The organism is Desulfoconvexum algidum (genome assembly GCF_055382125.1).
Genome location: NZ_AP042394.1, coordinates 3,529,656 through 3,550,159, shown reverse-complemented (window position 1 = coordinate 3,550,159; position 20,504 = coordinate 3,529,656). Strand labels below are relative to the sequence as shown.

Annotated in this window: 20 protein-coding genes; 18 read left to right on the top strand and 2 right to left on the bottom strand. The window is 36.2% G+C overall.

Annotated elements, in window-relative coordinates:
- Nucleotides 1-8 precede the first annotated feature (8 nt).
- Genes ACZ45G_RS16250 through ACZ45G_RS16240 form a run of 3 tightly spaced genes read left to right on the top strand, consistent with a single transcriptional unit; the run spans nt 9 to nt 3,666 of the window.
- Complete coding sequence (locus tag ACZ45G_RS16250) at nt 9-947, top strand: aspartate carbamoyltransferase catalytic subunit (RefSeq protein ID WP_464171534.1); 939 nt, start codon at nt 9-11, stop codon at nt 945-947.
- Entirely contained in the window at nt 931-2,253 is a 1,323-nt protein-coding gene (locus ACZ45G_RS16245; RefSeq protein ID WP_464171533.1) for a dihydroorotase, read from the top strand. Before ACZ45G_RS16250 ends, ACZ45G_RS16245 begins: the two co-directional genes overlap by 17 nt.
- 24 nt (nt 2,254-2,277) lie before the next feature.
- Nucleotides 2,278-3,666, top strand: a complete 1,389-nt coding sequence (locus ACZ45G_RS16240) for a sigma-54-dependent transcriptional regulator (protein ID WP_464171532.1) — start codon at nt 2,278-2,280, stop codon at nt 3,664-3,666.
- Between the two features lie 3 nt (nt 3,667-3,669).
- On the opposite strand, the gene ACZ45G_RS16235 is transcribed toward ACZ45G_RS16240, so the two are convergent.
- The gene (locus tag ACZ45G_RS16235) at nt 3,670-5,376 is read right to left on the bottom strand and encodes an ArnT family glycosyltransferase (RefSeq protein WP_464171531.1); all 1,707 of its coding nucleotides are present in this window, start codon (nt 5,374-5,376) and stop codon (nt 3,670-3,672) included.
- Between the two features lie 188 nt (nt 5,377-5,564).
- On the opposite strand from ACZ45G_RS16235, the gene ACZ45G_RS16230 reads away from it, so the two are divergent.
- The 12 genes from ACZ45G_RS16230 to ACZ45G_RS16175 all read left to right on the top strand — a co-directional run bounded on the left by ACZ45G_RS16230 (nt 5,565) and on the right by ACZ45G_RS16175 (nt 18,380).
- Nucleotides 5,565-5,864 carry a type IV pilin protein gene (locus ACZ45G_RS16230; RefSeq protein ID WP_464171530.1) on the top strand — a complete coding sequence of 100 codons (300 nt, stop codon included), beginning with the start codon at nt 5,565-5,567 and terminating at the stop codon, nt 5,862-5,864.
- Nucleotides 5,865-6,088: 224 nt separating this feature from the next.
- Nucleotides 6,089-6,439, top strand: a complete 351-nt coding sequence (locus tag ACZ45G_RS16225) for a prepilin-type N-terminal cleavage/methylation domain-containing protein (protein ID WP_464171529.1) — start codon at nt 6,089-6,091, stop codon at nt 6,437-6,439.
- An 88-nt stretch (nt 6,440-6,527) separates the two neighbouring features.
- A complete protein-coding gene (locus ACZ45G_RS16220; protein WP_464171527.1) occupies nt 6,528-8,459 on the top strand; it encodes a tetratricopeptide repeat protein in 1,932 nt (643 codons plus the stop codon).
- A gap of 12 nt (nt 8,460-8,471) precedes the next feature.
- Complete coding sequence (locus ACZ45G_RS16215) at nt 8,472-9,650, top strand: vitamin K epoxide reductase/DsbA family protein (RefSeq protein ID WP_464171525.1); 1,179 nt, start codon at nt 8,472-8,474, stop codon at nt 9,648-9,650.
- Between the two features lie 11 nt (nt 9,651-9,661).
- Nucleotides 9,662-10,210 (top strand): hypothetical protein, encoded by a 549-nt coding sequence (locus ACZ45G_RS16210; RefSeq protein WP_464171523.1) that lies wholly within the window; start codon nt 9,662-9,664, stop codon nt 10,208-10,210.
- A 402-nt stretch (nt 10,211-10,612) separates the two neighbouring features.
- Nucleotides 10,613-11,461: a glycosyltransferase gene (locus tag ACZ45G_RS16205; protein ID WP_464171521.1), complete on the top strand. Its 849-nt coding sequence runs from the start codon at nt 10,613-10,615 to the stop codon at nt 11,459-11,461.
- A gap of 14 nt (nt 11,462-11,475) precedes the next feature.
- Nucleotides 11,476-12,912, top strand: coding sequence for an oligosaccharide flippase family protein (locus ACZ45G_RS16200; RefSeq protein ID WP_464171519.1), 1,437 nt, complete (start codon nt 11,476-11,478; stop codon nt 12,910-12,912).
- 28 nt (nt 12,913-12,940) lie between these two features.
- Nucleotides 12,941-14,221 (top strand): glycosyltransferase family protein, encoded by a 1,281-nt coding sequence (locus ACZ45G_RS16195; protein WP_464171517.1) that lies wholly within the window; start codon nt 12,941-12,943, stop codon nt 14,219-14,221.
- A gap of 70 nt (nt 14,222-14,291) precedes the next feature.
- The gene (locus ACZ45G_RS16190; RefSeq protein ID WP_464171514.1) at nt 14,292-15,227 is read left to right on the top strand and encodes a glycosyltransferase family 2 protein; all 936 of its coding nucleotides are present in this window, start codon (nt 14,292-14,294) and stop codon (nt 15,225-15,227) included.
- Between the two features lie 111 nt (nt 15,228-15,338).
- Nucleotides 15,339-16,415 carry a glycosyltransferase gene (locus ACZ45G_RS16185; RefSeq protein WP_464171512.1) on the top strand — a complete coding sequence of 359 codons (1,077 nt, stop codon included), beginning with the start codon at nt 15,339-15,341 and terminating at the stop codon, nt 16,413-16,415.
- Entirely contained in the window at nt 16,415-17,356 is a 942-nt protein-coding gene (locus ACZ45G_RS16180) for an NAD-dependent epimerase/dehydratase family protein (protein ID WP_464171510.1), read from the top strand. The genes ACZ45G_RS16185 and ACZ45G_RS16180 overlap by 1 nt, the downstream gene beginning before the upstream one ends.
- Nucleotides 17,337-18,380, top strand: a complete 1,044-nt coding sequence (locus ACZ45G_RS16175) for a glycosyltransferase family 2 protein (protein ID WP_464171508.1) — start codon at nt 17,337-17,339, stop codon at nt 18,378-18,380. The genes ACZ45G_RS16180 and ACZ45G_RS16175 overlap by 20 nt, the downstream gene beginning before the upstream one ends.
- Nucleotides 18,381-18,388: 8 nt before the next feature.
- On the opposite strand, the gene ACZ45G_RS16170 is transcribed toward ACZ45G_RS16175, so the two are convergent.
- On the bottom strand, nt 18,389-19,348 hold the full coding sequence (locus ACZ45G_RS16170) for a glycosyltransferase family 2 protein (protein ID WP_464171506.1): 960 nt from the start codon (nt 19,346-19,348) through the stop codon (nt 18,389-18,391).
- 455 nt (nt 19,349-19,803) lie between these two features.
- Here ACZ45G_RS16170 and ACZ45G_RS16165 point away from each other — a divergent pair, with 455 nt between their 5' ends.
- The 3 genes from ACZ45G_RS16165 (at nt 19,804) to ACZ45G_RS16155 (ending at nt 20,427) form a co-directional block, all read left to right on the top strand.
- Nucleotides 19,804-20,019 carry a hypothetical protein gene (locus ACZ45G_RS16165; RefSeq protein ID WP_464171504.1) on the top strand — a complete coding sequence of 72 codons (216 nt, stop codon included), beginning with the start codon at nt 19,804-19,806 and terminating at the stop codon, nt 20,017-20,019.
- A 137-nt stretch (nt 20,020-20,156) separates the two neighbouring features.
- Nucleotides 20,157-20,324, top strand: coding sequence for a HipA N-terminal domain-containing protein (locus ACZ45G_RS16160; RefSeq protein WP_464171502.1), 168 nt, complete (start codon nt 20,157-20,159; stop codon nt 20,322-20,324).
- Nucleotides 20,266-20,427, top strand: a complete 162-nt coding sequence (locus ACZ45G_RS16155) for a HipA domain-containing protein (RefSeq protein WP_464179964.1) — start codon at nt 20,266-20,268, stop codon at nt 20,425-20,427. Before ACZ45G_RS16160 ends, ACZ45G_RS16155 begins: the two co-directional genes overlap by 59 nt.
- The last annotated feature ends 77 nt before the right edge of the window (nt 20,428-20,504 follow it).

Here is a 20,504-nt window from a genome sequence, read left to right as displayed (position 1 = left end):
TAGGTCATATGCGCTTTGAAAAAAAAGATATTCTTGATATCACGTCTCTGGATACCAAGGAAATCACCATGATTCTTGATACGGCCCAGGGGATGCGAGAGATTTCAGAACGGCCCGTTAAAAAGGTGCCCACCCTCAGGGGTAAAACCATTATTTTCTTTTTTCAGGAACCCTCCACCCGGACAAAGCTTTCCTTTGAAATAGCCGCCAAACGATTGTCCGCTGACACGGTGTCCATTGCCAAAAGTTCATCGAGTATTGTCAAAGGCGAAACCCTCATTGATACGGCTAAAAATCTTGAGGCCATGAATCCGGATGTCATTGTCATGCGTCACTCTTCCTCGGGGGCGGCCCATGTGATTTCAAAGCGGGTAAATTGCTCGGTTATCAATGCGGGAGACGGCACCCATGCACATCCTTCCCAGGCCCTTTTGGATATGATGAGTATCCGGGAAAAAAAAGGGACCTTAAAGGGACTTAATATTTCCATTGTGGGGGATATCTCCCATTCAAGGGTTGCCCGCTCCGACATCACCGGTTTATCCAAAATGGGATCCCATGTGACCATTTGTGCACCCCCCACCATGATTCCCAAGGGCATTGAAGCCTTGGGATGCCAGGTAGCAAAAAATATGGATTCCTGCGTGGAAGGGGCTGATGTGATAATGATGCTCAGGATTCAACGAGAAAGACAGGGAAATATTTTGTTCCCAACTGAGCGGGAGTATGCAAGTCTTTACGGGTTAAATCCCCATAGGGTAAAGCTTGCCCAAAAGGATGTAATTGTCATGCACCCGGGCCCCATGAACCGGGGGGTGGAAATTGCAAGTGAGGTGGCAAATTCCGATTGCTCCATGATTTTAGATCAGGTCACCAACGGGGTTGCATTGAGAATGGCGCTTTTTTATATCGTTGCAGGAGGTAGCAGACATGCAGATTCTGATTAAAGGGGCAAGGGTACTTGACCCGGGTAACCTGGATGGGAAACGAGATATTTTGGTAAAGGACGGTGTGATTGAGGCAATCTTAGATCCCGGTGATTCCACTGGCCCAGGAGATCCAATAGATCCCGGCCATTCACCCGATGTTCAGGTACCAGGTGTTCAGATAATTGACGCCTCAAACATGATTGTGGTCCCCGGCTTGATCGATATCCACGTCCACCTGCGGGAACCCGGACAAGAATACAAAGAAACCATTGAATCCGGATTAAAAGCCGCTGCAAAAGGCGGGTTTACGGCAGTTTGCTCCATGCCCAACACCATTCCGGTAAATGATAACAGCCAGGTAACCACTTTTATTATCAATCGAGGCAAGGCTGCCCGTGCCGCCAAGGTATATCCGGCTGGTGCCATTTCACAAGGGTCCCTCGGCACCTCCCTGGCGGAAATTTATGATATGCAGCAGGCAGGGATTCGAGCGGCCACCGATGACGGACTGCCGGTTGAAAATTCTCAGCTGATGAGACGGGCCCTTGAATATTGCAAGGGGCTTGATATGCCCATATTTGTCCATGCCGAAGATAAAAGTTTGGTAGACGGCGGTTCCATGAACGAAGGTCCCCCTGCCACGTTTTGGGGAATAAAAGGAATCCCCAATGCCGCTGAAAGCATTATGGTTGTAAGGGATATTGCTCTTTGTGAACTCACGGGTGCGGCGGTTCATTTTTGTCACATGAGTACGGCCCAGTCTATTGAAGCCATTCGCCTGGCCAAAAAGCGGGGGGCAAATGTGAGTTGTGAAACAGCCCCCCATTATTTTACCCTGACCGATGAAGCGGTTTTGGACTATGACACCAACTTTAAAATGAATCCGCCCCTGCGCTCTGAAGGTGACAGACGCGCCATCATTGAAGGGCTTGTGGACGGGACCATTGATATGATCGCCTCGGACCATGCACCCCACAGTGTAGATGAAAAAGAGGTTGAGTTTGACAGGGCGGCATTTGGCATTGTAGGCCTTGAAACTTCATTAGCACTGTCTTTAAAATTGGTCCAGGACAATATTTTGTCCATGGCAGACCTTGTTGTGAAAATGTCCAAGCAACCCGCTAAAATGCTCAGGATCGATAATGACATAAAACCGGGGAATCCTGCTGATTTGACCATCATTGATCCTGAGGCCGAATATAAAATTGATCCTGACACCTTTATATCCAAATGCAAAAACACGCCTTTTGCCGGCAGAAAGGTGCAGGGGGAGGCATTCTTAACCATGGTGGACGGCAGGATCGTCTATCAGAAAAACCAATAGAAATCCAATTTTCAGGGGATGGGTGTGACAAAAAAACAATACAAAATTCTTGTGGCCGATGATGAACTCAGCATGCGGGAGTTTCTGGAGGTTCTGTTATCCAAGGAAGGCTACAGGGTTTCCCTTGCAAAGAACGGCAAGCAGGCCGTCAAGCTGATTCAAAATAACGCGTATGATCTTGTCCTGACCGATATCCGGCTGGGAGATATCACAGGTCTCGATGTATTAAAAGAAGCTAAAAAACAGGATCCGGACACGGTTGTGATCATGATATCTGCCTATTCCACAACTGAGATTGCCGTGGCCGCCATGAACGAAGGGGCCTATGATTTTGTGCCCAAACCCTTTGACAACATGGAACTTAATACAACCATTGCCAAGGCCCTGGAACTTAGAACCCTTGACCATGAACGAGAAACGCGATCTTCAGAGCTCAAGGATCATCTGCATTTTAACCGGATTATCGGAAACAGCCCGGGGATGCAGGCCATCTATAAACGAATCGAACAAATCGGTCCCACCAAGACCAATGTGCTGGTGACCGGGGAAAGCGGTACTGGCAAAGAGCTTATTGCAAGGGCTATCCATGAAAATTCTGACCGCCGGGACAATCCCTTTGTTGTAGTGAACTGCGGCGGCATCACCGACACCTTGATGGAAAGTGAGTTTTTCGGCCATGTAAAGGGGTCGTTTACCGGGGCGATCAGCGATAAAAAAGGGTTGTTTGAAGCTGCCCACGGAGGGACTATTTTTCTGGATGAAATTGGGGAATTGTCCACCATGCTCCAGGTCAAACTGCTAAGAGCCGTTCAGGAAACCGCCTTTAATCCGGTTGGCGGTACCAAAGAAATTGATGTTGATGTCAGGATCATCTCCGCTACCAACAAAAAACTGGAGCAGGAGGTGATTGAGGGAAATTTTAGAGAAGACCTTTTTTTCAGGCTTAATGTCATTCCCATCAAAGTGCCGCCGCTTAGGGACAGGAAAGGGGATATTGAGCTTTTGTCCGCCCATTTTGCCAAAAAATATTCAGACAAAATGAAAAAGGACATTGTTAAACTGTCCTCCTATGCCATCGATTTTTTAAATAAATACAGTTTTCCCGGTAACGTCCGTGAACTTGAAAACCTCATCGAACGAAGCGTTGCTCTTTCTTCCACCAACATCATCCTGCCCGAAAGCCTGACCATTTCCATGCACAAAAAACGCCGCTGGATTGAAGGGATCAAGGGGAGTCGCTTTGACCTTGAAGATGTGGAGCAGGGGGTTGATCTGGATGAAATTCTTTCCACCATTGAAAATGCTTACTTGAAAAAGGCCATGGAGCTGTCTGGCGGCAATAAAAGCAAGGCTGCAGATTATTTGAACCTTAGTTTAAGATCCATCCGCTATCGCCTGGATAAAAGTACCTGATAATTATTTTATAAGTTGATAAAGTCCGTGGTTGCTTTTTGAAAACAATTCGGTTGTGTTTTGACTAAAAAAAGCATGGATTCTTTTCTTTTCAGTGGGGGTGAAGTTTAGATCGATCCAGGAATTTAATTTTGTATAATTAACGATTAAATTTGTATAATTTTGACTTTTCAAACCAAAAAAAATATCGTCTGCAGTTTTTGAATCTTGGACCAATTTTTTGAAAAAAAGATGATTAAAACTGATGTCATGCATTGAATAATACCTTCGGTTGCCAAGGAAGAAGGCAAGAAGTTTAATATCTCCTTTAAGGTGGTGGTTGGCAAATTGTAAAGCCGTGTATTCTGGTCTGAATTTTTCAATATATTCGGATCGTGTAACTTGATGGGTGATATATGTTTGTGGAGCGATTTTTTTAAACAATTGGTATATGTAAACTGCATTAAGGCTTGCCATGGAAAATATCATAATAAAAAGAATCAATCTTATGATCCGAAATATATCTGATCTGTTTTTTTGTACCAGCGTTTTTTCAGGTGTAAATAGTTGAAATATGTTTTTTAGCCCATAGGCTGATAATATGACCAGGGGGGGGATTGCAGGTCCCATCCATCGGATGCGCATATCCTGCTGAAAAAACACTATCAGTATATACAATATGGAGAAAAACAGCAGTATTCTTTTTTGAACAGAATCTTCGGCTGATTTCTTTTTGGGAGAGATAAATGCAAATAATGGTAAAATAAAAAGGAGTGGATTTAACCTGCCATCAAAATATTTTGGATTGTCATCTTCCCCCTGGAAAAAGATTCTCAATGGGATGCTGGCAGTTTCAAGCCAGGATTCTTTAAAAACATGTTTGCGGACCAAAAAATGAGTCATGGCCGGTTTTGATTTGGGGCTGGATAAAATAACGGCTGGTTTAGGATTAAAATAATTATTATAAAGTGGGTAAACAGGATTTTTAGTCCAAATATAGTTTTTTATCATCCATGGCGAAAAAACGGCCAGGCAAATACACAAAAAACACAATCCATACCCCGCAGCTTTTATTTGTAGAAATTTTTTTTGATTCGGTACTTTATTCCCTCGTGTTAGGTTTTTTTTACACAGCGCGATTTTTTTGGCGCTTAAATAAATTAAGGGGGTAAATGCGGTTAAAATAAAACAGGTTACCAGGCCATTGTATTTTGAGCTTAAGGCAAGGCCACAACAGAGGGCAGAAATAAATAAATATCTGAATTTTAATTTTTTTTCATGCCACCGGAGTAAATTGATTAAGGATGCTGTTGAAAAAAAAATAAGTCCCAGGTCGACATACACGGTTACAGATAATTTTACGATAACCGGCAGGGATAGGAAGAAAAGAGTCCCCAGAATTCCATAAAAATTGTTCAGCCTTCGTCTCAGGTAAAAAAAAATTATCAATGCCGTGAGCAGGGCAAATGCAAAATGAATATATTTGGGGACAATATCATTGCCGAAGATCATGGGAATACAATAAATATAATCGATCAATTGCGGGTAGTAGGAAAAACTAATATGTGGCAGTTCATGAATACCTCCGTCCTGAACATAGAGCTTTGGAACCGCAAGGTGGTGGGTTAATGCGTCCCTGCTGACCGGCGGAACAGAACCCATCATGAAAATGGTCGCAATCAAGATAAGAAGCAGGACGGCTGGAATGTGTTTTTTAAATGCCATGTTCATTATATTTCCAGTTGTTATTGTGATAGTACCTTATGATCTATTCCCTTTTTTTTTTCAATGTTTTTTAGTATCAATCTTGCAATAGGTTTTCGCTATAGTTGGTTGATGCCATTTTTTTTATCGTTTTTTTTAATGCTAAGGAGGCTGTAAAAATAAAAAATAAAAAAGGGTTTTCTCTTATTGAAATAATGATTGTAATCACAATCATTGGCCTTCTTGCAGCTATCGCAATTCCCAATTATATTTCTTATAGGGAAAAAGCCTATTGCAGTGCTATGGATATAGATATTGAGGTGGTGATGGGCGCCATTGCAGATTATTTTTCCGATCCGACTCATATAACGGTTTCTACCAATGCGATAAATGTAACATTGGGAAATAATAATCCTTTTAGTATTACACCCATGACTTTAAACAGGTATAAAATCATCCTCATGGATGGAACTGGCAGATGTCCACGGGGGAGTACCACTCGGGTCATGTTTTAAAAAGTGATTTTGTGACAAGAAAAGTCAAACCATGACAAAAAATGATATTTTAACAAGACGGATCGAACTTTTAGCACATGTGTTTTTTGTGTAAAATAAAAAATAAGCATGATTATAGATAGTTATAAGAAATAAATTATTTTAAGAAGTTTGGTATCAAGATTGCAATAACACAAAATAAGAACGTTGAAAGGTGTGTTAATTAAAATTTAAGGAGAATTATTATGTTGAAAAACAAAAAAGGTTTTACATTAATTGAGTTGATGATCGTTATTGCTATCATTGGTATTCTTGCTGCAATTGCTATTCCAAATTTCATTTCTTACAGGGATAAAGCGTATTGTTCTGCTGCAGAATCTGATGCTCAAACCGTCATGGGCGCTATTGCAGACTATTTTTCTAATCCGGCCAATACATCTGTATCTGTAGACTCTGATGGACTGCCTACGTCTGGAACAGATCTTAGTAATGCTAATACTTATACAATAACGCCTGATGGTGATGGTTATACTGTTTCAGTAGTTGATAAGACCGGAAGATGCCCAAGATTCAATACCTATGATGTGTCACTTTAAAATTTTTTCCTAAAGCATTTTATTAGGTGGCAAGGCTTGCTCTGCCACCTAATAATTTTTTTAAAAATGAGCGGCTTGATTTAAAATCATGAAAATAAAATTAATTGTTGTTTCACTTTTATTTTTTATTATATCGTTCCTTTTATATTCCAATACCCTCTATGCCCCATTTGTTTTTGATGATATTCCCAATATTGTTGAAAATCAACATATCAAAGCGCTCAGCCCTGGGCATTTTTTTCGTTTTAAAAATTTAGATTCCAGGCCGATCTCTTATCTGAGCTTTATGCTAGACTATAAAATAAATGGTTTCTATCCTGTTGGTTTCCATCTGATTAATATTTTGATACATGCTCTGGTGGGAATACTATTATACCATCTTTTGTCTTTGCTTTATCAAACTGGCAAGGCTTTTAAAGCACTTGATTCCAATAGATATATATTTTTCTTTCTTATTTCCATTCTTTGGCTGGTAAATCCGGTGCATGTCCAGTCTGTCACCTATATTGTTCAGCGAATGAACAGCCTTGCTGCCTTCTTTGTTCTGCTGTCATTGATTTGTTATGTTAAAGGGCGTTTGCTGCAAAAGACAGGTAACAAAACGCACAAGACCCTGCTCTATTTTGCAGGTTCCATCATTTCATTCTTTTTGGCTTTGGGAAGCAAGCAGATGGCTATAACATTGCCTGTAAATATTTTATTAATTGAATTCATCTTCATTCAAGAGTCGCCCTGGAATTTTTTTAAAAAAAACATTTTCTTTTTTTTGATTGCCAGTATCGCATTGGTAACTATCTGTTTTTTCATGACAAATAATGATCCTGTAAGGCTGATTTTATCCAGTTATGCCAAAAGAGATTTTACTCTGGAGCAACGATTATTCACACAACTCAGAGTAGTTCTATTTTATATTACTTTATTTGTATATCCTAACCCATCACGTTTAAACCTGGAACATGATTTTTCTTTGTCAAACGGTCTTTTTGACCCCATAACCACAGTTGTGTCTTTATTAATAATTTTATCCCTTCTGGGCATTGCCGTTTTAAAACATAAAAAAAAACCTGTACTTTCCTTTTCTATCTTCTTTTATTTTTGTAACTTGATAGTTGAGTCTTCATTTATCGGATTGGAAATTATTTTTGAACACAGACTTTATTTACCTTCAATGTTTTTAGTTACCTGTGCAATATATTATTTGTTCAAATATTTTAATTCTAAGCTCTGTTATACTATTTGTGTGATTTTAATATGCTTGTCTTCTTACTGGACATTTCAACGGAATCAGGTCTGGTCAAGCGAACAAAGTTTACTGGAAGACTGCACGCAAAAGTCCCCGAACAAATATCGGCCTCATTATAATCTGGGTATCGTTTACGCAGAGAAAGGTAATTCACAAGGTGCAATCAAATCATTTAAAAGAGCTATCCAACTAAACCCTGATTATGCATCAATCCACACCAACCTTGCCATAGAATTGATGAAAATAAAAGATTATGAGAATGCTGAATTATATCTACTTAAGTCATTGGAAATAAAACAGGACTACTCATACACACTCAACGCAATAGCAAAGTTGTATTTTAAGACAGGTAAAAATGAATTAGCTTTGAAATATTTCAAAAAAAATATAATACTAAATCCTTCAAGCTATGAAGCAAATAAAGAATATGGAGATTTCTTATTCCACACAGGAGAAATTGATAAAGCCTTTTCATATTACAAAGTCGCATTGGGAATAAAAGAAAATGTAGATATATTGAACAATTTAAGCATGGCATTAGCTGCTGCTGGCGATGAAAAAAAAGCCATTCCCTATCTTTTAAGAGCCATGAAAATAGACCCGGAAAATAAATTGCTTAAGAAAAATTTAATGGCCGTGCTGTCAAATAGAAAAAAAAATATTGAACTTCAAATTGAAAAATATTCAAAAAAGCAAAATTTATTAAAAGAATATGATGAAATTACCAGGGAAAAAAGGCAAGTTGATAAGTTATTAAATATGTTATATTCACTATAAAAATGAGTTGATATGGAAAAAAAATCCAAAAAACCATTACATTTCGGGTATTATTTCGGGCCAGTCCTTTTTTTTGTCTTGGTGGGGTTGATTGATTCTATCTATCTGTCTTTTTCCCACTATAAAATTTATACCGATATCTGGTATCAAAGCTTTTGTGCTATCACAAAAGCAATCAATTGTGATACGGTTTCTTTAAGCAATTTTGCTATTTTCGCCAATGTACCTGTTCCTGTCTGGGGTGTCTTGGGATACGCCTTTGTTTTAATCCTCATTATTTCAGGTTTTCCCAAAATTGGACAAAAACCAAGATTGTGGTCCCTGATATTTTTAATTTCAATTTTATTTTGTCTGTACAGTGTGATCCTTGCTTTGATTTCAAACTATTACCTTCACAGTTATTGTATCCTTTGTATTTTGAGTTATATTGTTAATTTTTTTCTTTGCTTCTATTGTTTTATAATTTTAAGAAGATTTTATAATCAAAATTATTTTAAAATTTTGGTAGAGGATTTGCGCTATGCGTACCGAAAGAAAACAGCCAGTCTTTTAATTGTTGCTGCCACTATAATAATTATTTCATGCCTGTTGATCAATTTTCCTCGGTATTGGAATTTTGAAATAAAAAAATCTACTGTCGATTTATCAGAGGGGGTCACTGAGCAGGGGTATCCATGGATTGGCGCCGTAGATCCTGAAATTGAAATTATTATGTTTTCAGATTATCAGTGTTTTCAGTGTAAAAAAATTCATTTTTTCCTGCGTAATATGTTAAATGAATTCCCTGAAAAACTTAGATTGATCCATGTAAATTTCCCCATAGATCACAAGGTCAACCCAATTGTCAAAGATCAATTTCATGTGGGATCAGGAGCCTTGGCCTTAATGACCAAGTATGCCATCGAACAAAATCTATTTTGGGAGATGAATGATTATTTTTTCCATATGAAAAAAAACAACAATACTATTAATATTAAAGAAGTTGCCATTCATTTGGGGTTGGATGCAAAGGGGCTTGCTGGATCAATTCATAACAAAGCGTATTTGCTATCGTTAAAAAATGAGATACGCTATGCCATTGGCAGGTCCGTAATCGGCACCCCCTCTTTTTTAGTCAACAATGAGCTGTATGCTTCAACACTGCCAAAAGAGGTATTCATTTTTTTGCAAAAAACAACAAAAGGGAAATGATGAATTTTCAAATGCTTAAAAAAGAAACAGATTTTCTTTTTGTTGTCATTTTTATTTTCATTTCTTTTTTTTTACGTTTGAAAGTGATTGATGAAACCATTATTATTGCCCCTCTCCAGAAGGATGCAAGAGGGTATTATCTTTACGCAGTGAATTTAAAAAAGCATGGCATTTATTCCCGTGATAATTTTCATGTTCAAAAACCGGCACCCGATGCCTTTTGTTCGCCGGGATATCCACTGAGTAATATTCCATTTGTTGAATTCCCTCCAACGGGGAAAATGATTTGGAATATTCAGCGAATGCAAGTGATTTTAGGGTGTATCATAGTGGCTCTTGTTTTTTTTCTTGCTCAATCCCTGATCATGGGGCTTGCTGATTTTATGAAGGGGAATCGGTTTTGGAGCCCAAAGACATTGACAGGAATGCGGGTGGTCAGGCTCATTGAGAATGGGGCTCTTTCTTTTTTAAGTAAAATTTCCATAGGTTTTTGGAGAGTGATGGATCCGAATAATGTTTTTTTTGTATTCATGCCTGTGTTGCAAAAGAGCTCAATTTAAATAAACTATATCAAGGATATTTTTTCGAACCAAACCTGCTTTTTCTGTTAAATACGATTCAGGCCACGGGGGGGACATACATACGGCTTCTTTTTATGAGGATGAAAAAAGCAATCTAAGTCCATTCAGAAGCATATTTTAATTTTTGTTCAAACATATGCGCAACACGGCTAAGAGGATTGTATATAATTACCATGTAAGAGATTTCAATGTTGCCAGTGTGCAAATGGTCCTGGTACGGTTCTTCTTATATTTCGGTACTGTTTATGGCGGTGTTAAATGGATTTATCTATCAGCTCAAGGTATATATGCCAGCAGTGGTACTGTTTTGAACAAAATTATAAAATAATATGATATGTCTATTGAAAATAATAGATAATATTTTTTGAGGATTTGTTATCAATGAACTATAAGTTTTTAAAATATATTAGCATTAAAATTCTCAGAAAGCCTATATTGATTTTTGAGGGAATGAAATTGTTTTTTTTTGAAGGGATTCTTGGGTTAAAAAGAAGGATCAAACTGGAACAATCTAAAGATGCTTCAAAAAATGATCGATTCCAAATTAATAATGATGTAGAATCAAATTATTTTTATAACCGAACCCTTAACAAGCAAATAAATTATGACACAAAAAAATTACCAATTAGTGTTATTATAACAAGTATTCAATCAAGAAACAGGTTTTTAAATGAATTCGTACTTCCATCGGTTAAAGCAAATAATCCTGCTGAAATAATCATAATTAGTGATATGAATTTGAATGTGCAGGAAAAACGGAATAAAGGAGCTAGTACAGCCAAACAGCCTTATCTTTTCTTTTGTGATGATGACATTATTTTACCTAAAAACCATCTTAAAATATTGTATTTTTATTTGAATAAAAGAAGTGATATAGGATATGTTTATACGGACTATTATTCAATTGTCATTGATTTTATAAATCATTACAAAAAATACAATTATTATCATAAATCTAAAAATTTTAATGCGGATTCCTTAAAAAATAATAATTATATTTCTACGATGGCATTGATAAGAAGTGAATCCTTTTGCGCATTTGACCCTAAAATTAATAGGTTTCAGGACTGGGATTTATGGCTTTCACTGCTTAGAAAAGGGATAAAGGGTCAATATATAGAGGACACAGGTTTTTTTGCTTTTTATCTGGATAATGGAATAACATCACAAAAAGATACCATAAAAGAAGCTAAAAATATAATTTTAAGAAAACATAATATTAAAACCTAAAGATTAAAATAGTATTGAAATTACATAAAAACATAATTAATAAAACAACTAATCGTTCTTTTGTAAAAGACTCTTTTAATTATTTGGTAGGTCAAATTCTAACAATGGGTATTTCGTTTCTTTCTATACCCATTTTTACAAATTTATTATCTGAAGGTGACTATGGCAAAGTTGCTATCGTTTTTTCAACAACAGCAATAATTTCTCCACTACTAATGATGGGCTTTCATGGAAGCATTGTAAATAAATATGTAAAAACGCCGGAAGAGTGTGCCAGTTATTTAGGAACTATTTTACTATTCTTGCTATTTTCCATTTCATTTATTGTTATCTGTTTGACATTTGTTGGGTCGAATATTGCGTCATATTTTTCAATCGATGAAAAAGTATTCTGGGCTAGTGTGATATCCAGCATATTAATGGTTCCTATTTTGCTTTACAATTCATATATGGTGGCAATAAAACGTAGCAAAGAGTTTGTATTTTTAAGTTTTTTGACAAAAGCGCTGGCGTTTTTATTAAGCGTGGGGTTGATTTTATATTTCTTAAACGATCATAGATTTTGGGGCAGAATATTTGGACAAATCGGTGGTCTTTTTATTGTGGCCACTTGGTCAATTTTTAAATTGATTAAAAATTCGGAATTTAAATTTATTAAAAAACACCTTGTTTTTGGGCTCCAATTTGGTTTGCCACTTATTCCTCATAGCCTTTCTGGTGTGATTTTAGCCGATTTTGATAAAATTATTATTAATGATTTAACTGGCGATAGAAATACTGGAATCTATTCTATAGGCTATAATATTGGAACTATTATGTTCATTATTGTATCATCTTTGAATCAAGCATGGGTTCCTCGATTTTATGAAAATATGAAAAAAAAATCTGTTATAGCTATAGAAAAGATGGCAATACAATATTCATTGGTGGTATCTTTATTTGCAGTTTTCCTCATATTTTTTTCCAGGGAAATTCTATTGATTTTGGTGAATGAAAGATTTTATTCAGCGATTTCTATTGTTCCAATTATTGTCTTAAGTGGTTATGAGGTATTTTTATATACGCTATATGTAAATTATGCTTTTTATAAAGCCAATACAAAATTAATTGCATTGAATACCATCATTGCAGTCTGCGTAAATCTAAGACTAAACTATTCGTTAATACCAATCTATGGTTATGAGGTGGCCGCTATCACAACTTTAATTTCATATTTTGTGTTGTTTCTATTGCATTTTATTAACGCTAAATATGTTTTGAAAATGGATGTGGTTAAGTTAATAAAATTGGTTCCCGCGACCCTGTTGCTAATATCTTTCACCATATTATTTTATTTTTTAGAATTCTTATCTTTTTCTTTTGGAGTCAACCTGTTTATTAAAATTTTGATTATTGGGAGTATGACGGGATTCGTTGCTAAGGCTTTATTTAAAAGTAAAAAATCCATCTGAATAAAAAATTAACAAAAGATACTAAATTATGTTTAATGTGAATTTTAATATATATAAAGATATCCTTCATATATTTCTAAATGGGGAAATAGAAAAAACCCCGTATCGATATCATAAAATTTTTTATCCCAAGGGATTATTTTTCATAAAAACTATTGCCAATATCGTTGCTAATATTATTGTTAATAGCGTATTCGGTTTATTTACAATGGATACATCGAGTAATTGCGTTTTAAAGAATAACTTATGGTTTTTTACATGTTCAAAGAATAACTATGATGCTTTAAAGGATGTAGTTGAAAAAATTGATCCAAGTATTTTTGTGTGGAATCGTCAAAATATTATAAAAAATAATGAAGCAAGAACCTTTTTAAACATTGATTACCATCGCTTAAAGTATATATGGAAGTTGCCAATAATTGTTTTTTTGCTTTATAAAGAGGGGGTTGGCTTTGCTAAAAATATTGTAATCGCTTTAAGAGTGGTGGGCGTTTTTGAGGCATATATAGAAATTTTAAATAAATTAACACCTAAAGGAATTGTGTTTGCTAATGATCATAGCATAGAGCCTCGAGCTCTGTTACTTGCCGCTAAATCACTATATATCCCAACTATATATATACAGCATGCAAATGTGAATGAGAACTTTCCACCAATACGTTTCGATCTGTCTCTTCTTGAGGGAGAAGATTCGTTGTATAAATATAAAAAGTGTACAAAAAATACATTTGTGTATAAGTTTATTGGGATGCCAAAATTTGATAAACATGTGTTGAAACGTAAAAAAAATATTAAATTCAACACAATGGGTATTGCATTAAATGCATTGGATTCTTTTGATAAAGTTTTATCGTTTGTTAAATTAATCAAAAAAATATTTCCAAATTTATCTATAATAATTCGTCTCCATCCTGCCGATGATAGAGACGGTACTGTCTTTAAAAAAAAATATGTTTTATCCGATCCTAAAAAAACAAGTGTGTTTAAATATTTAAATGAAATTGATATTAATATTGCTGCTGAAACGAGTTTGCATTTGGAAGCAACTATGCTTAATGTTCCAAGTATTTATTATAATTTTACAGAAAAAGAAGAAAAAGATGTTTATGGTTTTCAAAAAAATGGTTTGACATTTAAAGCTACTAAGAATTTAGATGTGATTCAATTGTTAGAAGAAATTTTTCAAAGAAAAGAAGATGTTTATAAAAGAGCTAAATATTATAATGCTTTTATCGGGACTGATAAAGAAGGAAAAAGCGCTATAATTGCGAAAGTTTATATATTAGATTTCATACATCACGGTGTTTGAAATTAAATGGTTGTATTTGTCTATATTGGATTATAAAAAAACAGTTTGATCCCAGTTTGTGAGATTTATAATGAAAAACTTTTCTGTAGATATCGTTCTTGCCGCTTATAATGGTGTGGCCTATATAGATGTATTAATAGAATCGATATTGTCTCAGAATTTTTTGCCTATAAAAATTTATGCAAGAGATGATGATTCCAGCGATTGTACCCCAGAAAAGCTTTATTATTACGAAAAGAATTCCAATCGATTCCATGTGATAAAGCTGGATAAAAATATCGGTGTTATTAAAAATTTTGAACTCCTTTTGCAGAATACAAACAGTGATTATATAATGCTTGCAGACCAGGATGATTTCTGGTTTCCTGATAAGATATCCCGGTCAGTTGAGGGCATAAGAAAAATTGAGTCTGAAGTCGGTTCAGGTGAACCCCTGGTTTTTTTTACGAATTTACAGGTGGTTGACCAGAACTTAAAAAAAATATCAAATTCATTTTGGGAGTATGAAAATCTCAAGCCGGAGATATCACAATTTCTGCAAAAGTTGATAGTGCGAAATGTGAGTCCCGGATGTTCCATGATTGTTAATCGTGCTCTTTTGAAGAGAGCCCTGCCGTTTCCAAAGGGAATTGTAATGCATGACTGGTGGTTGATTTTAACAGCACTGGTTCTTGGAAAGGTGGGGTATAGTGAAAAAACGACAATGAATTACCGGCAACATGATGAAAATGTTAAAGGTGCAAAAAAACAATCAATCAGTAAAAAGGTATTTGATGTACTATTTAAATATCAGGATATTAAACATGCAATAAATCAGACTCAAGACCAGGCAAAGCTTCTTTTGGATCGATTTGGCGATGAGATGAAAGAAAACGATTTAGAAATTCTTAAAGCGTATTCCAACAGCAGAAAAGAAAACAAAATGATACATAAATATCGTTGTTATAAAAATGGGATTTCTTCCAATGGGCTGTTGAGTAATATAGGTTTGTATCTTTTGATATGAAACTGATATGATGCCTGATTATATAGCAGGTGCGAGGCTGCTTAAAAATTTAGGAGAAAAAAAATAGAGAAAAAAAAAATAGATGTAATGTATGTGGCCACATCGTATCCTATGGATGAAAATGACTGGCGAGGAAGATTTATAGCCAATATCATTGATGCGTTTAGTTTCAATAATGGCATCGGTCTCAGAGTGTGGATTCCTCCTGGAAGACTCCCGAATGATGTTTGCACCCTTGCAACCGAGGCTGAGTCAAAATGGTTAGAGCAGTTGATGCAAGCAGGAGGAATCGCACATATTATAAGAACAAAAAAAATGTGTGCCATTGGCTCGATTGTCAAATTGCTACTTTTTTTAAGAAACCTGTATCGAAGGGAAGGCAATGTCGATATTGTACATATTAACTGGATTCAAAATGTCATTCCCCTTTGGAGAATAAAAACACCTGCTGTTATTTCGGTTTTGGGAAGTGATTTTGGCTTGTTAAAACTGCCTGGAATGAAATTTTTAATCCGGTCTGTTGTTCGTCAAAGAAAATGTGTTTTTGCCCCCAATGCAGACTGGATGGTACCGGCACTTGAAAATGCATTCGGAGACATTGCCGGTATAGAGTCTATTCCCTTTGGTGTAGATGATAAATGGTTTGATTTGAAAAGAGATCTGCGGCTTGATAGTCCTTTAAAGTGGATTGCGGTTACCCGGCTGACCAAGGCCAAGCTTGGCCCTTTATTTGAATGGGGTGAACCGTTTTTTGGTCCAGGGAATGAACTTCATTTGTTTGGTCCGATGCAGGAAACAATAAAATTACCCGGCTGGATTCATTACCATGGTCCCGCCAGCCCGGAAGAACTTCAAAACAGATGGTTTCCAATCGCTTCGGGATTGATAACGTTAAGCCAGCATGATGAAGGAAGGCCCCAGGTAATGCTGGAAGCCATGGCTTCGGGTCTTCCCATAATCGCTTCATATCTGAAAGCCCATACAGATATGATTCAACATAACAAAACAGGGTGCATTGTAACTTCTCGGGCAGAATTCATTGAAGCCCTGTCTTTTTTATCAGATTATGATACCAATGTGAATGTCGGAACCGTAGCTAAATCATGGATTATTGATAATATTGGAACCTGGTCTGATTGTGCGGACCGGTATATTAAAATCTATAAAAACTTACTGAATAAAAAATAATGAAGGTTGGAAAAACAGTTTTGTTATTGGGGGGGGGCTTTCTAAGCCAGGCAACTGCAAAGTATTTTGCAAAGAAAAGATATATTGTTCACATTATAACTCCCGGGAAAATCGAGTTAAGAGATGACAATATTTTTATTCATCAAGGCAGCCTTGATGATGAGTCTATTTTAAATGAAACGCTTCCACTTTGCAGCACTGTTATTCATCTGGCCTCAAAAACAATTCCGGGTGATTCAATAAAAAATCCGGTATTTGAAATAGAAAATAATATTTATCCAACTCTTCGGTTCCTTGAATTCTTTCAGCAATTTAAAAATATAGAAAAACTAATTTATGTTTCTTCAGGAGGGGCACTGTATTCGCCACATTCAAATAGGGCTGTCCCTGAAACCCAATCGTCACATCCAATTTCCTATTATGGTGCTGGCAAAGTTGCAATTGAGGCATTCTTGGATGCCTTTGCCAATATTCATAACAGAAATGTGATCATACTTCGTCCTTCAAATCTGTATGGTCCTGAACAGTCTTTGCGTGCAGGTTTTGGATTGATTAGGACGATGCTGGATAAAATTTTGCAGAACTCAATATTCGAAATTTGGGGTGATGGAGAAATTGTACGGGATTACCTTTATATCAGTGACATGACAAATCTTATGGAATCTTTGCTTCATTTTAAAGAGTTTTCAGGGGTTTTTAATGTAGGATCAAATAGAGGGTACTCTATAAAACAGGTGAAGGATATCGTTGAAAAAGTGACTGGTAATCGTTTGCAAGTTCAATACAAACCGCAGCGGAATATTGACATGGAAAAGGTTGTACTGGATTGTAATAAGTTAAGAATTCAAGCGGGTTGGGAACCTGCGGTTGATCTTGACCAGGGAATTTTTCATACGTGGTCTTGGCTGAAAAGAAATGTTCATGACAAAAACGCCAGCTAAAAAAAATAAAGGTATTGTTTGTTCAATTTGTATTGCCAATTTCAATGGTATAAACTTCATTGATCAATGCATAAACTCTGTTTTAATCCAGAAGGGAAATTTGAACTTTGAAATAATTTTACATGATGATGCTTCTACGGATAAGTCTGTGGAGCATATTCGCAAAAAATTTCCCTCGGTTAGACTCATTGAAAGTAAAAAAAATGTCGGATTTTGTGTGAGTAACAATAGAATGGTTGAGTTGGCAAGGGGCGACTACATCCTTTTGCTTAACAATGATGCTGTGTTGTTTGAGAATGCATTGGAAACTTTTTATATGCATTCGCAACAAAAAAATCAAACTCAGTCAATTTTAGGCCTTTCCCAATACGATGCGGCAACAGGTGAGCTCATAGATATCGGAAGTAATTTGGATCCATTTTTAAATGCAGTCCCAAACTTAAATGATAAACACACTGATGTTGGAATGATAATCGGAGCCTGTTTATGGATTCCCAAGTCACTTTGGCATGAATTGGGGGGCTTCCCGGAGTGGTTTCATACTTTAGCGGAAGATATGCACCTGTGCTGTCTTGCCCGGTTGAAGGGATACTCAGTTAAGGCTATTTCTGCTTCCGGTTTTTTCCATTGGGTTGGGAAAAGTATTGGGGGGGGGAAGATTATAAAGAAGCGTCTTTCCAGTTCAATGAACAGAAGGAAATTAAGTGAACTGAACAAAACATATGTGATGATTTTATGTTTTCCAAAACCTGTATTTCAATTGATTTTTCCGCTTCATATTTTGTTGCTCATATTTGAAGGTATTGCTATTTCGTTAATAAAAAAAGATATAAATATTTTTAACACCATATATCTTAATTTGTTAAAATCATTATGGAAAAACAAAAAAAAGTTAGCTGCAGCAAGGAAAAAATGTCAATCTGCCGAAAATATACGGATATCAAAGTTCTTCAATGCATTTGTGTTTATGCCATACAAGTTGAAGATGTTGACAAAATTTGGAATACCGAAACTGTCCGATTGAATTGAAATTCAATCAGACGAAGGTTTCAGGTGTTTGTTTGCTTCCATGTCAAACCACATTGCAAATAACGAAAATTGAGCGGCCCCCAAAAAAGATGAAAATGCAGCCAAGGCATTAATGGCCGGAATATGTGTGATTACAATCCAAATATAAAATACACGAAAGAATAACAATGAGGACAGGCAAAACAAAAAGATACCGAGGCCATAAAAAAAGACAAGGGGATGAAAATCTCTGATGATGTATTTTTCTTTGAGGCGCCAGAAGAAACGCTTAATTAACAGCCAGCCTAAGGTAAAAATAATTTTTTTGATCTTGATACCTGAGACTTCTCCCACCTGATAAATGGGGTCAACCGGTACATCTGCCACTTTGAAGTCATGGACATTCAACAAAATAAGCTGATCATTGGGTTGTCCATATCGTTTATACATTTTTGTCCAATCTATGGCAGCAAGCGCTTTTTTACTGATTGCGGTAAAACCGGACTGGAAATCTGATAAATGCCAATAGCCTGAAACTATTTTTGTTAAAAGAGATAAGAAGGCTGTTCCAAAAAACCTTATTTTGGGCATTATTTGGTAAGCTTTTCCTGAAAAAAAACGGTTTCCTTTTGAATAATCTGCTTTTCCTTGAACAATTGGGTCTAACAGGGCCTCAAGATCATCGGGATTCATCTGACCATCTCCATCCATTCGGACGATGATATCATAAGCATTCTTTTCAGCCCATTTGTACCCGCTGACCAAGGCACCGCCGCATCCCTGATTAGTCGGATGTTCTATCAAAAAAAGGGCCTCTATTTTTTGTTGGTATTTTTTTACCACATTAATAGTTTCATCTGCACTGGCATCATCAACTACCATAATGGCATCGACAAAGGCGGGCATGGTTTCAATGACGCCTCCGATCTGAGTTGCCTCATTATATGCTGGAACAATTACACAAATAGTTTGATTTTTATACACAATCGCCTCTACTTTTGAGCATTATTTCTTGTCTCCATAGTCGATGCAACATATGTGTTAGGGAACGCTTACGCATCATAGTTTAAATACGCGCTTAGGTCGTTGTTTGTCAACCTGCTTTTCTTTATTCGTCAGGCAATTATACAGTTTTGTGTGACCTGCTATTTTTTTGTTGGCACAAAATAGGTCAGCCCTGTCAAAATTTAAAATTGCTCGGATTTTGTAGTATGATATTCTGTGGTACTCCATAACCGGACGTTTAAGCATGCTGTTGTACGCATTTATTTAACCGTTCGGATATGTTTTCTCGACAAACCCATTTTTTCACCGTACGGTAAAAATAAAGGAGCTTATCGTGTGTCTGAAATACAATATCTCTATCGTGTACACCTGCCCAAATATATGGGAAAAGCAATCAAATATGTCCAAAAAAAAGTCAAGTGACCCAGGAAAATTTGGCTGATATGACAGGGACAAGTATTAAATTTATTACCGATGTTGAGTGGGGCAAAGAAACTGTGCAAATGGCGAAAGTCTTTGATCTAATCCTATTATTTGGTTTTCAGATTTATTTAACAACAAAAACAATACCGACTATTGATCAAAGCTATGGGACGGGTTTTTATCAAAGAATCAGAGGAAATGAGTGCGATTTATCAGGTTTTTTTTGATGGTTCACCATTTAGAGGAGGGTGGGGGGCAATTGGAAAAAATAAATGAACAGGCTATTGGTTTATTGGAACAAGCAAATTGTTGGTATGCTGAGTCTCCATAGAAGAGGAAGGGTTTAATTTCAATATTCTGAAAATTGGTTCGAAAAATTGGGCACTCAATATCTGTCTCATTGCCTTGCCGGAAAGAAAAACAGTACCCCGGGGTCAGCACTGTATTTTTTGAAAATCTTCTTCCGGAAAGCGATGCTCGTTCTATCCTGGCATTCAATCATCGATTTGATAAAAAAGATATTTGCCATTGAACGATATGATAGAAAGAAAGTTAATAATACTATCATTCGAGTTCATCAAGAAGATTTTTGTCAGGCTATGGGCGTTCCAGTTAATAGGAAATCAATGTCATAAAGTTAAGATCGCTTCCTATGGAGTTCAATAAGAATTTGATTTTATTACTTTTTATGGTATAATATGCAAATACTATT